This is a genomic window from Exiguobacterium sp. QJM3NY_9, assembly GCF_056173545.1.
The window spans coordinates 385,415-400,461 of record NZ_CM149679.1 but is presented as its reverse complement, the minus strand read 5'-3'; the positions used below and the strand labels follow the sequence as shown (position 1 = coordinate 400,461).

Annotated in this window: 15 protein-coding genes; 2 read left to right on the top strand and 13 right to left on the bottom strand. The window is 45.2% G+C overall.

Going from position 1 to position 15,047, the window contains the following annotated elements; genetic code table 11:
- Positions 1-208: 208 nt before the first annotated feature.
- From AC0VYQ_RS02030 to msrB, 3 genes are all read right to left on the bottom strand, one after another.
- Positions 209-2,749, bottom strand: a complete 2,541-nt coding sequence (locus tag AC0VYQ_RS02030) for an ATP-binding protein (protein WP_475404137.1) — start codon at positions 2,747-2,749, stop codon at positions 209-211.
- A 153-nt stretch (positions 2,750-2,902) separates the two neighbouring features.
- The gene (locus AC0VYQ_RS02025; protein WP_475404136.1) at positions 2,903-5,779 is read right to left on the bottom strand and encodes a S8 family peptidase; all 2,877 of its coding nucleotides are present in this window, start codon (positions 5,777-5,779) and stop codon (positions 2,903-2,905) included.
- Positions 5,780-5,974: 195 nt separating this feature from the next.
- Positions 5,975-7,075: a peptide-methionine (R)-S-oxide reductase MsrB gene (msrB, locus tag AC0VYQ_RS02020; RefSeq protein WP_475404135.1), complete on the bottom strand. Its 1,101-nt coding sequence runs from the start codon at positions 7,073-7,075 to the stop codon at positions 5,975-5,977.
- 184 nt (positions 7,076-7,259) lie between these two features.
- Here msrB and AC0VYQ_RS02015 point away from each other — a divergent pair, with 184 nt between their 5' ends.
- Entirely contained in the window at positions 7,260-7,643 is a 384-nt protein-coding gene (locus tag AC0VYQ_RS02015) for a DUF302 domain-containing protein (protein WP_475404134.1), read from the top strand.
- Positions 7,644-7,700: 57 nt separating this feature from the next.
- Here AC0VYQ_RS02015 and AC0VYQ_RS02010 read toward each other — a convergent pair whose 3' ends face one another.
- From AC0VYQ_RS02010 to AC0VYQ_RS01970, 9 genes are all read right to left on the bottom strand, one after another.
- Positions 7,701-8,477: a sulfite exporter TauE/SafE family protein gene (locus AC0VYQ_RS02010; RefSeq protein WP_475404133.1), complete on the bottom strand. Its 777-nt coding sequence runs from the start codon at positions 8,475-8,477 to the stop codon at positions 7,701-7,703.
- Between the two features lie 53 nt (positions 8,478-8,530).
- A complete protein-coding gene (locus tag AC0VYQ_RS02005; protein WP_029332503.1) occupies positions 8,531-8,758 on the bottom strand; it encodes a sulfurtransferase TusA family protein in 228 nt (75 codons plus the stop codon).
- Positions 8,759-8,808: 50 nt separating this feature from the next.
- A complete protein-coding gene (locus AC0VYQ_RS02000) occupies positions 8,809-9,945 on the bottom strand; it encodes an MBL fold metallo-hydrolase (protein WP_475404132.1) in 1,137 nt (378 codons plus the stop codon).
- Between the two features lie 31 nt (positions 9,946-9,976).
- Positions 9,977-10,543, bottom strand: a complete 567-nt coding sequence (locus tag AC0VYQ_RS01995) for a sulfurtransferase TusA family protein (RefSeq protein ID WP_475404131.1) — start codon at positions 10,541-10,543, stop codon at positions 9,977-9,979.
- 48 nt (positions 10,544-10,591) lie between these two features.
- The gene (locus AC0VYQ_RS01990; RefSeq protein WP_475404130.1) at positions 10,592-10,888 is read right to left on the bottom strand and encodes a rhodanese-like domain-containing protein; all 297 of its coding nucleotides are present in this window, start codon (positions 10,886-10,888) and stop codon (positions 10,592-10,594) included.
- Positions 10,889-10,914: 26 nt separating this feature from the next.
- A complete protein-coding gene (locus tag AC0VYQ_RS01985) occupies positions 10,915-11,220 on the bottom strand; it encodes a rhodanese-like domain-containing protein (protein ID WP_201302337.1) in 306 nt (101 codons plus the stop codon).
- 78 nt (positions 11,221-11,298) lie between these two features.
- On the bottom strand, positions 11,299-11,778 hold the full coding sequence (locus AC0VYQ_RS01980; protein WP_088836179.1) for a DsrE/DsrF/DrsH-like family protein: 480 nt from the start codon (positions 11,776-11,778) through the stop codon (positions 11,299-11,301).
- A gap of 57 nt (positions 11,779-11,835) precedes the next feature.
- Positions 11,836-12,099, bottom strand: coding sequence for a metal-sensitive transcriptional regulator (locus tag AC0VYQ_RS01975; protein WP_475404129.1), 264 nt, complete (start codon positions 12,097-12,099; stop codon positions 11,836-11,838).
- A gap of 105 nt (positions 12,100-12,204) precedes the next feature.
- Entirely contained in the window at positions 12,205-13,062 is an 858-nt protein-coding gene (locus AC0VYQ_RS01970; RefSeq protein WP_475404128.1) for a LysR family transcriptional regulator, read from the bottom strand.
- 119 nt (positions 13,063-13,181) lie between these two features.
- Between AC0VYQ_RS01970 and AC0VYQ_RS01965 the strand changes: the two genes are divergently transcribed.
- Complete coding sequence (locus AC0VYQ_RS01965; protein ID WP_214893939.1) at positions 13,182-14,036, top strand: sulfite exporter TauE/SafE family protein; 855 nt, start codon at positions 13,182-13,184, stop codon at positions 14,034-14,036.
- A 78-nt stretch (positions 14,037-14,114) separates the two neighbouring features.
- Here AC0VYQ_RS01965 and AC0VYQ_RS01960 read toward each other — a convergent pair whose 3' ends face one another.
- Positions 14,115-14,972 (bottom strand): YihY/virulence factor BrkB family protein, encoded by an 858-nt coding sequence (locus tag AC0VYQ_RS01960; protein ID WP_088836176.1) that lies wholly within the window; start codon positions 14,970-14,972, stop codon positions 14,115-14,117.
- Positions 14,973-15,047 lie beyond the last annotated feature (75 nt).

Genomic DNA, 15,047 nt, shown 5'->3' with positions numbered 1-15,047 from the left:
GTCTCGAATCGCTTTTAAAGCGAAAAGCAATCGGTCGCGACCCTGCAGCTTTGCTGTAGCGGCGTGACCGATTGCCGCTTTGAAGACGAGGCGAGACAGGGAAGCGCAAACGGATTGCATCTCAATACCGTATGTTTACGCTTTTTAATAGTTTGTCTACACGCTGAAATGCTTGCTCGGATGAACGAGCAAGCATTTCAGCGTATTTTTAAGATGGAAGTACGCTAGACAATGGAAGTAGAATCGTAAATGTACTGCCTTCGCCTTCTTCAGATTCAACGTGGATCGTTCCATCATGTTCCTTGACGATTTCTTTACAGATTGATAATCCAAGTCCCGTTCCACCGATACGACGCGTATCGGAATTGTCTACGCGATAAAATTTATCGAACAGATGAGCAAACGCATGATGCGGTATGCCGATCCCTTCGTCAATGACATGAATGATGACATTCTCATCATCCAAGTCCAGAACGACGTCAATTTCTCCACCATCCGGTGAATATTTGATTGCATTATTAATTAAATTACTTAAGAGCTGTTTAATACGATCTTCGTCAGCATGAATGGCTGGCAATTCCTTATTTAAGAGGCGTAGTCGAATCGAGTGGCGTACACTCGACGTCTCATAAATTTCGACGACTTGTTTCGCGACAGTATACAAATTAAGTGTCATCTTTTGATAGAGCTGCGCTCCTGATTGCATCCGTTGAACGTCTAAGAAGTCTGTCACTAAGTTCGACAAACGACCTGTTTCGTCATGAATCGTTGCTAAATATTTTTTTTGCTTCATGACATCAATTTCACGGTTCAACATCAACTCCGTAAATCCATAAATGGATGAAAGCGGTGTTCGTAACTCATGGGAGACCGTTGACACGAGTTCTGTTTTCAGGCGATCCGCCTCTGTTTCCCGGGTAATATCACGAATGACAAGAATGACACCTTTCCATCCGCCTTCAATATCAATCCGTTCCGCATACACTTCGAGGTGTGCTGTATTGTTTCGCACATCGAACTGAAACTTATCCGGAGGAACGATGCCTGAGCGAATTAAAGTGACATACTCATCAAATACGTCACGATCGTCGACTACACTTCGCATCACTTCAATCACATAGGACCCGGATGATAAGGTCCGGTCACTCGTGAACTCCGATTGTAATTCCGGAATCAGGTCAAACAGCGGACGGTTGACATACAGTTCGTCATTTCCGTCTTCTAGATAGATGATGGCCTCACGAATCGAGTCTAACACTTGTTCCGTTTTTTTCTTTTCTTGTTTCATCTCTTCATACGAACGTGTCCGTAACAGAGAGAGCGTCATTTGTTGGGAGAAATCGCGCATATCAAGTAACTGTTGCTTTTTGTAAGGCGACTTGTACCGGACTAAATAAACTGCCGCCATCAACTGACCACTTGCCGGATCATAGATAGGTAGTGCCACTTCGTGTGTACTAAAGCTGTACGGAATGTCCGCTGTTCGGTCGACACGTTTTTCAGATTGAACGATCTGTTTACCTAACAGCATCCGACTTAACACGGACGTATCGTCAGTTCGTAAGGCTTCCAGGTGACTTTGTTTCATGCCATTCGTCGTCGCACCGATGTACATGCCTGCTTCATACAGAAGAAGCGCTCCGTACTCTGAAGACGTGATATCAATCATTTTCTGGATGATTGACGGATAGGCTTCCATCGTTTCTCGAATGGCTAAGGCTTCTGTCAGTTCACTTCTGAGCTTTAGTTTTTCTTCATTTTGTTTCGTTGCCTGGTAGGCTTCCTCTAATTCTTCTTGCTGTGCTTGCAATTCTTCTTGTTGTGCAAGCAATTCTTCACTTTGCGCTTGCAACTCTTCATTTTTCCCCTGCATCTCATCTTTATGTGCGTTCGTCGTCATCGCCATTTGATTGAATGAGGCCCGGAGTAGACCGATTTCATCCGGTCGTCGTTGTGCCACCTCGTCTATTTCAATCGGTTCACTTCGCGTCAATTTTTGATTGTCGTCAATTAAGCGGAATAACTGTTTTGTCATCCGACGAATGAACGGATGAACGAACAATAGAATGAAACTGATTAAAACAAAAATACTTGAAATCCAAATCCATTGTGTATTCGCGACTTCAGTCCGTAATTTTAAAACGGCAGCTTCTTGTTGTTGCTGCAACGTATCACGGTATTCTTCCAGTGCCGATGATGCTTTTTCGATGTCTGGTGTGATATCAATCGATCCGTCTGCCGTCGGTTTGATTTGGCCTTGCTCGACGAGACGTTTCGCAATCGGTAACGAAAACAAACTATCACCTTGTAAAAAATCTTCATTGATGCGATTTGCTTTTTTCTCCGTTACGTATGATTGCGTCAGCGGGAACAATGCCCCGTAATATAAATCATACAAGTTCAACATTTGAGCAGCGAATTCTTCTTCTTGATCCGTTTCTGCTCTGCGTCCAAACCAATCCGTCTCACTTTTGATTTCAGTCCGTAAGGCTTCAATTTCATCAAATCGTTCCTGATCTCCAAAAATCACGAATCCGCGTAATCCAAATTGGACGTTCTGCCAATTGTCCCAAAGCGTATCAGCCCGTCTATTTTTCTCACTAATCGTCTCAAGATCACTTCGGGACGATTCAATTCGTGTTTCCATGTAGTCATAAACAAAAAATGATGTCACCGATACTAATAGTAATACTACATAAAACACCGCTAGCAACTGGCGTCCGATTCGTCTCCGAATCCACTTGATCATAGAATATCCCCCTCACCATCCACTCAGGGATGATGCCTCTTTTGAAATTGTTTCAGTTACTTAAAAATAGCATAATCTACCGAAAAATACCTTAAAAATAATCGACTACAAAAAAACCTCCTCCAGATGACTGGAGAAGGCCTGTCCAACAGATTATTTTTTCGCTTTTTTGACCGTGATCGACGTCTTTACACTTGTCTGTTTATGCGCGTTGACAAGATAAACGGAAAGTTTCGTTCCTGCTTTTTGTTTCGCGATTTTTACAGAGAACGTTCCTTTTGACGTGACGGTTCCTTTAGCGATGACTTTCTTTTTCGCATTTTGTACGTAGACGTGTGTTTTTTTCTCACCTGTCCCAGACAGTTTCGTCTGACTACTAGTGATGGCTTTGACTTTTGGTGCCGCAGGTGGTGCCAAAACCGTTACGACAGTTGGTTTACTTGAACGTTTTGCGATATCAAGCACCGTCACGCTGAGGCGTGCTCCAGCTGTTTGTTTTGGTACTTTGACGCTGAACTTACCTTTCGCATCCACCATGCTTGTGGCAATCGTCTTATTCTTAGCGTCCTTCATGACGATTTTTCCACTTGCACTGGCTGTTCCTGTCACTTTCGTCGCGCCTGCGAGTACAGGATTCACTTTCGGTGCAGCAGGTGCTTTCCCAGGCAATACTTCCGTCCGCTCAGATGTAACATCCGTTCCATTCGCATAACGAATCGTCAAGACCGTTTCTTTTGTTTGGCGTGGAATTTGAACGGAGAACGTACCAGCTTTCGCTACCGTCGAAGCTAAACGTTTTGTTGACCAGACTTCTACTTTTGTGCCAGTCTTAACAGTCCCGCTGACAACGAGTTGATTGTCATAGACCGGTTTGACTTTTCCATGTAAATGCAATTGTGAGATGGCACGCAAAATATTGATTTTCCCGTAACCGGATACCGGACTGACGTAGGCCGGAAGTTTTTCCGGCGCTTTACCAGGAGGATACTCGTCCTCCATATCCTCTTCATCATCCTCATACCAATCATTCGGATTTTCGAAAGCAAGTGGTTCTGCACTCGTTCGTAAGATATTTTCGATTTCTTTTGGTTTCAGTGTCCCATCAAGTGACGCCAAGATACCGGCGACTGCAGCAACGTGTGGTGATGCCATACTCGTTCCATCCATGTAGACGGTGTTACCGTCCGGGACGAGACTTGCGATTTTTGATCCTGGTGCTACGACGTCAAGCCCGAAGCCGTAGTTCGAATAGTCAGCGACCATTCCGAGTGGATTCGTTGCTCCAACGGAAATCGCATATTCTGAACTTGCCGGGAACCCGATGTAACTGTCATATTCATTCCCTGACGCCGCGACGACTGTGACGCCGTTGTCCGCTGCATACTTCATCATGTAAGCCATCGTTCGACTCTCGCCGCCTCCGAGGCTCATGTTGATGACTTTTGCTCCGTGATCGACAGCATATTTAATCCCGAGTGCGATGGCATCTGTTTCGCCTTCCCCATTCGCATTCAATACTTTAATCGGGAGGATTTTAGCAGATTGGTGAATTCCGCGAATGCCATATTCATTTTCGAGTGCTGCCGCGATGACTCCTGAGACGTGTGTCCCGTGACCATTGTCGTCAAGGGCATCTCCTTTTCCATTGACATCGACATAGTTCTTTTCGTTCGCGATGTCGACTTTTCCTTGTAAATCTTTCAGGCGGTAATCGACTCCTGTATCGATGACAGCAATCGTCACCGGAGTCAGTGTTTTGCTGATTGGACTGGCGACGAATTGTTCAAAACCGATTCCGACATCCGGTAACTGTTCGACGATCGCATTTTTATTTAATGCCCACTGGTAGTCATAGTTGATGTCCCCTGTTGCGCGGTACGTCTGAATTTTCTCGACATACTCGACGGCAGAAGACCGGCTGAGTGACTGTTTCAGTGCCGTCGCGGTTTGACTTTTGACTGTCGGATCTTCCGTAACAATGACGAAGTCGCCCGCTTTACCAAGCGATAAACGCTCAACATCTGTCGCCGGAGTTCCAGCGATCTTCATCGACCGATTCATCTGACCCGGTTTTAATTTAACGATGAACCGTGTTTTTTCTTCTGATTGAATCGTCATTCCGAGTGAACGGAATGTTTCACTCAGCGTGCTTCCACCGAGCGTTGAAATTTCCATTTTTTTCGCATACTGATTGATTTCATTCGCGATGATTTCTGGTGACGCGTCACGTGTTAATTCAAACAGACGATTGACTGCCTGCTGATCGGCTTTTGATAATGTATACGTCGTTCCATTGACGAGCGCCGTCATCGCTGGTTTCAACGTCTTCAAGTCTTCTGCTGCTTGTGTTCGCTTATCTTTATTAAATAAAATCGCTTTGACGACGTAGGGTGACGCTTTGTAATACAGCGACGTTAAGCTACGTCCTTGCTCCGATTGACTCAACACTTGCTTTTGAATCGCGTGCATCAACGCTAGCATTGGCTTTTCTTCAGTCGTTTGCTTCAACGCTTCTTCCGCTGCACAGCTAATATCACTGATTGGTTCGTACTCGACTGCCAGTTTGACATCATTGTATGTCAGTTTAACGTGTGCCGCTTTCGTCGTTTTGCCTTCTTCGATATTCGGATAGTAATCGACTTTTATATAATACGGGCCATCCCAAGCGTAGGGAACCGCCAGTTTCATGGCTTCTTTTTCATCAGGTTCAGCGTAGCTCCGGTAACGATCGAATGTTTCATCTTTCGCTGCCATTTCTTCACTCGGATAGGCGGTCACTTCGATCGATTGATCCGTATCAATTGATAATTCGAAGTGCGATGCCGTTTTTTCGATTCCTGCTTGCTGTTCGACTTTATACCAATATGTATTTTTGTCGTTCGTCCCCGTTTCGAGGACCGTTTCTTGTCCTGCTTTTAATCCGATTGCCTGTCCTACTTCGTCTGCCGCTATCGTTTTCATAGCGAAAGGTCCCACTCCAAGTGTCAGAATGAGGCAGCTCAACATGAGCCAAATCGTCAACTTCTTCACTAATGTTCCTCCTTAAGAAAAATAAATCGTGCTTTTCTCAAGTATAAACAATATTTGGATAAATATGATAATTTTTTCGTTATATTACCTTACAATTTCGAAAGGAAAAATATTCACTTGACCGAACGACTTGGTCCCCCTGCTTTTTTTCAGAAGAAAACCCACCCTTTCGAACGAAAGGATGGGGCGCATATGTTATTTAAATTCAGACAGATACTGACCGTACCCCTCTTTTTCTAAATCTTCCTTCGCAATGAACTGTAGAGCTGCCGAGTTCATGCAGTACCGAAGACCGGTCGGCTCAGGACCATCGTTAAAGACGTGACCGAGATGGGCGTTGCCATGACGACTCCGGACTTCCATCCGCTTCATCCCGAGGGCAAAATCACTTTTTTCAATGATATTCCCAGGCTCGAGTGGTTGACTGAAACTGGGCCATCCTGTTTTCGAGTCGTACTTATCTTTTGATGAGAAGAGCGGTTCACCAGAAATCAGATCGACGTAAATCCCGTCCGCTTTTAAGTCGTGATAAGGATTGTCAAAGGCAGGTTCGGTCCCGTCTTCTTGCGTGACTTTATACTGAATATCGGTCAATTTCGCTTTCTTTTGAGCATCCGTTAACTTGTCATACTTCGGTAAATCGAGTTTCGGTTGATCGTTCCAGTAGCGGTCGATGAACTCATCTCGTCCGGAAGCGGCACGGTAAAATTTATACTTTTTCTCGCTCTTCAAGTAGTAGTCCTGATGATATGCCTCCGCCTCATAAAAAGGACCGGCCTCAATTAAAGGTGTGACGATTTTGTCGTCAAAGATGCCGCGGTCTGCCAGGTCTTGTTTTGACTGTTCAGCGATTTGCTTTTGGTCATCGTTTGTATAAAAAATCGCTGTCGTATACGACTCGCCTTGATCGACGAATTGACCGTTCGGATCGGTTGGATCGATTTGGCGCCAGTAGACGTCGAGTAACTGTTTGTACGAAATGACAGTCGGGTCAAACGTAATCAAAACGGCTTCCCGGTGACCGGTCGTCTCAGCAGACACTTGATTGTAGGTCGGGTTTTCAACGTCACCGCCGGTATAACCCGAGATGACGGACTTCACGCCCTTCAATTCCTCAAATGGCGGTTCCATACACCAAAAACAGCCCCCTGCTAAAATCACCGTCTCCTCTTTCGCATAGGTCAGTTCTTTACTTCCGCTCGACTTCGCCTGTTGCTGCTGGAAAACAAAATACCCACCGATCATGATGGCAAGTAATGCAACGACGGATAGAATCGTCAACATTCGCTTCTTCATCTCCCTTCGCCTCCTTTTTAAAGCATACGTTCCGGGTGAATGGTTAGATGTCTTTTTTCTAATGTACCTTGATTTCACATAGTTTGTCGTTGACCGTGCCTCAAAATTGCACATCTGATGCTGAATGATTATTTAATGAAAAAGTAGGGAACAGTTTTAAGACTAAACACCAGGAGGGGTATCGATGTTTGATTATACAGTTACGACTGAACACTCAACAGAAGAAACCATCACACGTTTGAAAGAGGAGCTCCAAAAAGTTTCATTTGGTGTTCTCTGGGAATTCGATTTAGCAGGAAAATTAGATGAAAAGGGACTCGACTTTGAAGGCGAATATCATATTCTCGAAGTCTGTAACCCGAAAGAAGCGCACCGCGTCCTGTCAGCTGAACGACGTGCGGGTTACTTCCTACCTTGTAAACTAGCGGTCTTTACGGAGAAGGGACAAACGAAAATCGGCATGCCACGTCCGACAGCACTGATTGCGCTCGTTGAAGATGAACAATTAAAACAGGTCGCAAAAGAAGTCGAAGATCAATTGCTTCACGTCATCGACGCAAGCAAGTAAGCAAAAAAAAACGAGTCGGTTTCGTCTTTTGACGATACCGGCTCGTTTTTTGTCTGCTTATAAAATATCAAGCCAAATCTTGATTGCTGTCGCGAGAATCAAGACAGCAAGGGTCACTTGCAGGATTTTAGTATTCATCTTTTTCCCGGCGATTGCTCCGAGTGGCGCCGCAATCAGACTGGCAACAACCATGATAGCAGCAGGACCCCAATCGACTTGCCCCGTCGTGATTTTACCGACGGTCGCGCCAATCGAAGAAATGAACGTAATCGCGAGGGACGAAGCGATCGTCATCCGTGTTGGAATTTTTAAGATGACGAGCATGATCGGGACAAGTAAGAAAGCTCCGGCAGCACCGACGATTCCAGCACCAATCCCGACGATAAAGGCAGCACTTGCTGCGATACCTTTATTGAACGTCACTTGATCGAGCGGAATGTCATCGAGCCCTTTTTTCGGAACGAACATCATGACAGCAGCGGTCAACGCTAATATGCCGTAGACGAGATTGATTGTATCTTCCGCTAAGACATTCGAGCCATACGCACCGATGAAACTCCCAATCAAAATCGCTCCACCCATGTTGATGATCAACGATTTGTTCAGGTAACCGCCTTTACGATACGCCCAGACGCCACCAATCGTCGCAAAAAATACTTGAATGGCACTGATTCCTGCGACCTCATGAGCAGAGAACGCCGCAAATCCGAGCAACGGTGGAATATAAAGTAACATCGGATACTTGATGATGGACCCGCCAATCCCTAACATCCCGGAGATGTAAGAACCGACGAAACCGATTAAGAAGATGGTAATGATAAAACCGATTTCCATGTAGATCACTCCTTTAAAAAAAGGGGACTGTCAGCAGCCCCCTTCAACTTGAATTACCCTTTTTGAATCCAGAATTTCAATACACTCGCTTCTTCTTCGTGTTTAACGAGCTCATGACCGCCTGAGTTTGCCCAAGCTTGTAAATCATTTTTAGCACCTTTATCCGTTGCATGTACTTCTAAAATTTGTCCTGATTCAAGTCCTGCGATTGCTTTTTTTGTTTTGACGATCGGCATTGGACATGCAAGTCCTTTTGCGTCGAGTACGAGTTCTGATTTCATTGATGAATTCCTCCTAATAGTTGCTTGCTTTAGTTTAATTTTCGAGCTGATTAACGAACGGCACACCGGTTCGGACCGACTTCCATCTCACGTTGTGTTTCGAGATCTGGTGTCTTCTTACCCATGTTCGTTTCGCGGATTTCTTGATACGCATTTGGTTGCGGTGGCAAGTTCTCTGTCACCATCTTACGGAAGACACTTTCGTCTTCGATGTTCAAACCGTGATTGTTCGCGAGGAGGATGCTGAGTTTCTCCGCGACACTGCCATCTGCGTTCAACTCTTCAATCAACATGAAGTGTGCCGGAAGCACGATCAAGTCGTTCGAAAGTTCACGGTACGTCGTGTAGAGGGAGTTTCGTAAGTCACCGACCCAGTCGTCCGCAAGACCTGCGAGGTCAGGGCGACCAATCGAATCGATGAACAGGATATCACCCGTTAAGAGATACCGGTTATCGACGACGAATGATGTCGAACCAATCGTATGTCCCGGGGAATAAAGGGCAAGGACGTCGATTTGTGTATCCCCGACTTGCACATGGCTGCCATCTTCAAGTGCCGCATATTCGAATGTCACATCTGTCGCATCTTTTGGTGGTAACCAATATGTCGCACCCGTTTTTTCAGCAATTTCACGACCACCTGAAATATGATCGGCATGTAAGTGTGTATCAAACACATGTGTGATTTTGACATTACGTGCTGCTGCATAATCAAGATAGACATCTGTCATCCGTGTTGCATCTACGAGGACCGCTTCGCCCTCCGAGATGATCATGTAAGACAAACATCCTTTTCCGATTCGGACGAACTGAACGACTTCACCACGATCTTGACCCGTCTCATTCAATGTTCCGAGTGAAATCGGTTCGAGGTGCTCGCTCCATGCTTTCATGCCACCTGCTAAATAAGAAACAGTCCGTCCTGCTTCCTCTAACAAATCAGCGACGAAGATGGAAGAACCTTCTTTTGCACAGACGACGAGAACATCTTGATCCGTCGGCAATTGATCGAGAATGTCTTCGACACCATCGAGTAAATCAAAGTATGGAACGTTCAGGTAATTGAAGTTCTCGCCTTCAATTTTCCAGTCCGCGAATGCATCTTCGTTCCGGACGTCTAAGATAAAGAGTGGTTGACGGTTAATAACTTTTTGTGTGACTTCTTGAGTCGTCATTGCATGTGCCATCTGTTGTTGTTCCTCCTAAGCGGTTTAGTAATTAAACAGTCGTTGCCGTATCAAACGTCCACTGGCTCATGCCCGGGATGACATTTTGAACCGTGAATCCTTTTGCATCGAGTTGTTGCGATGCGAGATCACTCCGGCTGCCTGTCCGGCAAACGACGTAAATCGTTTTTGTTTTATCGAGTTCATCACTTCGTGTGTCGAGCTCACCGAGCGGAATGTTGATTGCATTCGGGATATGTGAAAAGGCATATTCTGCTGTTTCACGTACATCAAGAACGAGCACATCGTCGTTTGAGCGGACTGCTTCGAGTGTCTCGTTATTCACTACTTGTGTGAAAGCAGGAGCTTCCTGATCGTTTCCGGAAGACTTCCGGACGTAATGACGTAACACGTCCCCTTCTTCAATCGTTCCAAGGTACTGGTTGCCGGTACTGTTCGCCCAAGCACGTAAATCAGCGGTTGACCCTTTATCGGTTGCCTGCACTTCGATGACTTGACCCGGTTCGAGTGTCTTGATTGATTTTTTCGTACGGACGATCGGCATCGGACAAGCGAGTCCACGTGCGTCAAGTACAATGTCTGTTTTAATTGTCTGCAAAAGTATTCGCTCCTTTTACCTCTAGGGGTATATTTAAGATTAAAATTTTTACTCTGTTTTTCCTTCGTAGGACATCATTCCGCCATCCATGTTGATGACATTGTAGCCTTGTCCTTCGAGATATGTTGTCGCGCGACCGCTGCGTGCACCAGAGCGACAAACCATGACGTACTCTTTTTTCTTATCGAGTTCATTCATTTTAAATTCAACGAGACCAAGCGGAATATGATTCGCTCCAGGAATCTTGCCTTCTTTCACTTCGTCGACTTCACGTACGTCGATGATGTTTAATTGTTCCCCGTTTTCAAGCTTTTCTTGTACTTCTTTAGCGGTTAGTCGTTTCATTTGTTTCATCCTCCTTTAGTTTACGTTCAGCGCCACGCGTTCATGCCGCCTGATACTTCCGTTACGTTCGGATAACCTGCTTTTTTGAGTTGCTTGACAGCCTGTTTACTCCGCATACCGCTTTGACAGATTACGATGACTTCCTTGTCTTTCGGAATTTTGTCGAGTTGTGCCGGTAACGTTTGGAGCGGAATGTTTTTGAACCCTTTAATGTGGTTTCCTTTAAATTCGCCCGGTGTCCGGACGTCCAAGTAAAACCGATTACGATCATTTAATTTACTTTTTAGTTCAGTTGTTGAGATTTTCGCGACACCTTTCGTCGGTGCAAACATGCGGTAAGCAAGAAACGCGACGATCAGTAGAAAAACAACGGTTAAGATATCCACTTTGTGATGCCTCCATTCTCTAAGTTAGATGAAGAGATTGACGTTTCCGTTTTCTGCGTCTGCGAGGTATGCTGCAACACCTGCGTATTCGATCCCATCATGCAATTCTTCTTGTTTCAGACCAAGCAAGTCCATTGTCATCGTACAAGCGACAAGCTTCACGTCTTGTTCTTTCGCAAGTTCAATCAAATCCGGAAGTGGCATCGCGTTGTGTTTTTTCATGACGTTTTTGATCATTTTTTGACCGGCACCACCGAAGTTCATTTTCGAAAGTGGCATTTTATCGGCACCGCGTGGCATGAATTTACCAAACATTTTTTCGAGGAACGTTTTATCCGGTTGGATCGGTTCATCTTTACGCATCGCGTTTAATCCCCAGAACGTATGGAAAATCGTAACTTCGTGATCGTACGCTGCTGCTCCATTTGCGATGATATATGCTGCCATCACCTTATCGTAATCTCCACTGAACAATACAATCGTTGTTTTTTTAACATCTGACATTTAACTAATTCCTCCGTCTACTTTTACCCATAGGGGTATAAATTATTCTAAAAAATTTTACCGGCTTTTTAAAAGCAATTGAACGGCTTCTGCAACAGCCTGTTCATGATTTTCTTCTGTCTCATCATTTTTGACACAACCGATGAGGTTTTCACTCACAACCAGTCCGATGATACGATCAATCGCGCTACGTGTCGCACTGAGCTGTGTGACGACATCCTTACAAGAAGCATCCTCTTTCATCATACGGACGATGCCATGTAGTTGCCCCTCAATCCGGTTCATTCGATGAATGATTCGATCTTCATATAACTTTTCCATTTGAAGACCACTCTCCTTTTTCATGTGACGTTCGTCATACCTCGTTGGTACATTTCATACTTTAATACCTATGGGGGTATAAGTCAACGGAAAAGTTTTCTTTTTTTAATTCTGTTTGAATTCTTCCACTACCATCGCCATCCACTTCTCGGAAAGCCGCGTCGGTTGTCCCTTTAACGTCACGAATTGAAAAGTCCGCTTGTGAACCGGATCTTCGTTGTGAAGCCGGTAGTTTGCTGAATCGAGCATCTCTCCCGCCAACCGCTCGGAAATCATCGAAATACCCGTTCCATTTTCAATCAACTGTTTGACGAGACGATTCGAATGGACCGTAATGATACGTTGCGGAACGATATCATTCGTTGCTAACCAGGATTCGAGTGCTGCTCGCCCGGCGGACCCCTCCTCACGGTAAATGAATGTCGCCTCACTGAGGTCGAGTTCTCGTCGACCAATCACCCGGAGGCGATCGAATGTAAACGGCGTTACCTCAATTTGTGGTGCTTCGACAACTCCTTCGACTAGACCTAAATCAATTTCGTAATGAAGCACAGCTTGTTCGACTTGTTCCTGATTCATCAATTTCGCATCAATCACGACTTCCGGATACAGATTTACAAAACGATGGATCATTTTTTCGAGCATCGTTTCATAAATCGTATGTGTCGCAGCAATCTTCAAATGACCGCGGACAAGCCCCTCGAGTTCATCCATCTCTTGATCGAGTCGCTCCACTTGATGCAGGATTTCTTTCGCATGGCGATAAACCAATTGTCCGGCTTCTGATATTTCAATCGTCTTATTAAAGGAATGCCGGTGAATCAACGCTTGTCCAAAATGCGTTTCTAACCGTTTTAAATGCAGACTGACCGTTGGTTGTGAAATATAGAGTTGTGCTGCTGTCTTCGTAAAGTGTTTCGTTTCAACTAATGAAATAAACGTTCTTAGTTCGTGGAGACGCATTCTTTTCCCTCCTCATTAACTTTTATAATCATTTACATCAGTATAATCTATTTTTATAATCAATCATCACTCTGTACAGTAAAGATAGATTAAGTACAAAAGAAAGAAGGGTTTACTGCATGGAATTCATCCTGTTTATACTTTTAGGGTCAACGATTGGTATCTTATCCGGCTTTTTCGGAATCGGCGGAGGGATTATTTTAACTCCCCTCTTATTAATCCTCGGTTATCCACCCAGTACCGCGATCGTCCTCAGTTTGTTATTGACGCTCGGTTCGACCGTGACCGGGACGGTATCCCATATGCGTCTGAAAAATTTTCATGTCCGTGATGCGTTAGCCGTCGGATTATCCGGGATCGTCGGTTCTGCCGTCATCACACCGGTCGTCTTTTGGCTCGAACAACGGACCGGAGCCGATGCCATGATTTCTGCCCTCTACATCGTCTTGTTGACGTGGTTTGCGATTCAGTTCTTAAAACCATCGAAACGAAAACCAGTCGAAGGACATATCACACAAGCGAATCTTTATAAATTGATCGTCATCGGGTTTGCTGCCGGAATTCTCTCCTCCCTCATGGGGGTCAGTGGTGGCTTCTTATTGACGCCGCTCTTGATGGGCTGGGTCCGCTTCCCACTGAAACAAGCCATCGGCACGAGTATCGCCTCGGCGACACTGATTGTCCTCGGCGGTGTCACCAGTTATCTTGCTTCCGGTACCGAAGCTCCGCTTTATCTCGGCATTGCTTTAATCGTCGGTGCGTTTATCGGCTCTCCGATTGGTGCTTCCTTGCTTCATCTGTTTGAAGATCGTTTCGTCCGGAAGAGTCTTGGCATCTTTTACGCCGTCGTCGCCGTCAGTGTCATCTTGAAAGTCTTAGGGCAGGAAACAGGATCGCTCATCTTGCTCGGCATCTTTACGATTGGGCTATTGCTTCTATTTTTCTATCAAAAAGTAAGAAGTAGACATTCCTAGGACATGAGTTTTTTTGAATCGCGTCCAAAGCGAAAACAATCTTCATAACCCTTTATCTGCAAACTAAAGAAACTGCCCTCAGCGGACAGTTTCTTTTTTGATTTTTTCAGGCTTCATGATCTTCGCCTCTTTTTTCTGCCGCATCCGTTCTGCGTTCATCAATCCACCGAGCATCAAAACAACGGAGGATAAATAAAACCAGGTCATCAAGACGATGATTCCTGCGAGCTGACCGTAGAGACGATTGTAACTCCCAAACTCCGCATAGTACGAGAAGACTTCCGATACGACCTGCCAGGCAATCGTCGTAAATAATGCCCCCGGGAGTACTTGACGAATCGTCAAACGGACACTCGGTAAAATGCGATACAACAATACAAAGAACACAAATAGAAACAAGGAACCGAGCCCCCAGCGGAATACAAACCAAATGGACGAATAGTCCGCTGCAACATCCGCGATGAGTGCAAAATGATTGATGAAGCGTCGGGCCAATTTCTCGGCGACCGGAACAAGTAGCGAAAACGGCAAGATGAACATCATCCCAATCGTAAATCCGAAGTCTTGTAATAAGCCCCGCCAAAACGGCACTTTCCTTGTCACCTCGAGGGCATCATTGAGGGACCGGACGAGCGACTGGACCGACATCGAGGCGAGCCAAAAGGCTGCGACGAAGCTAATCGAAGCAAGTTTCAATCCCCCTTCGTCAAAAATCCCTACGACATTTCGGCGAATTAAATCATAGGTTTCCGCTGGTGCGAAAGGACGAATCAAATCAAGGACTTCACCGGAAGTGAATGGTAAAAAAGATACTAATCCGACAACGAATAATAAGAATGGAAATAAGGACAACATCAAATAATAGGCCAGCTGTGCCGACTTATCGAAAAAAGCTTCGCCAAAAAAGCGAATAAAAACCGGTTTGACTAAAGACATGCCAAGTTCCTCACTTTCGATTGATTCTCTTATCTATCCCCCTTCCCTCTCCCACTTAATCTGTGAACGTCTTTT